Here is a 919-nt window from a genome sequence, read left to right as displayed (position 1 = left end):
TGTGAATTTCGGTTTAACTTCGGCACGCCGTCCCGGCAGCTAAAAACCCTGCGGGATTGGTGTAGAATTTAGGGCTAATCTAGTACAGCCCCAAAAGAAAACCGCCCGCCGCTGGTGGAACGGGTGGGATTAAGGCCGAAGGCCGTCTGAACAGTATGCCATGCTTATATGTAGAAATCCCTAGCGTTGTTTACAGTATTTCAGGAGAATACTGACATGAACATGCACAAAGACACCCGCCTCACCCCGCACCACCGCCAAGCCATTTGGCTGGCCTACACGCAGGGGAAGGAAAGCGTCACCTCCCTGGCACGCCGTTACCAAGTCAGCCGCGTCACCATCTATCGCGCACTTAAAGCCGCAAGGGGCAAGCTGCTCAAACCCCAAACCAGTACCAACAACCGTTTCAAACAGGCAAAGTACGGAATGAAACGCCTAGCCAAGGTAGGACGCGGCATTCAGGAAAAGCTCAAAGAGCAGGCCAAACGCTACAATAAATCCTACCCCGGAGAGCCGGTGCATCTCGACACCAAACGGCTGCCGCTGCCCAAAGGGCAGAAAGCCACCGATAAGCTGGATTATCTGTTTGTCGCCATCGACGATTTCTCAAGAGAGCTATACGCGGCCATTCTGCCGGACAAAACCGCAGACAGCGCCGCCAAGTTTCTGACCGAACACCTGATTGAGTGCGTTTACTCCGATAACGGTACGGAATACAAAGGCTCGGCCAACCATGCTTTCGGTGTAGCCTGTTATGAGAACGGGATTGGTCAAAAGTTTACCCGGGTTGCCCGTCCGCAGACCAACGGTAAGGCGGAGCGGGTTATCCGCACCCTGATGGAGATGTGGCATGAAAAGCAGAGTTTCGACAGCTCGGAACACCGGCAAAAGGAGTTGTGCCGCTTTGTTAATTTCTATA

Annotated in this window: 1 protein-coding gene and 1 pseudogene; both read left to right on the top strand. The window is 53.3% G+C overall.

What is annotated here, in order from left to right; translation table 11 throughout:
- Positions 1 to 72, top strand: a pseudogene (locus tag HMPREF3107_RS11695) (IS1595 family transposase); the annotation flags it as partial.
- 144 nt (positions 73 to 216) lie between these two features.
- Positions 217 to 919, top strand: a 703-nt coding sequence (locus HMPREF3107_RS00250; RefSeq protein WP_070451915.1) for an integrase core domain-containing protein, incomplete at its 3' end; no start/stop codon positions are given.

The organism is Neisseria sp. HMSC31F04, from assembly GCF_001807735.1.
GTDB classification, from domain to species: domain Bacteria; phylum Pseudomonadota; class Gammaproteobacteria; order Burkholderiales; family Neisseriaceae; genus Neisseria; species Neisseria elongata.
Note: the sequence above shows the minus strand (reverse complement) of the source record. Positions and strands in the feature narration are given on the sequence as shown.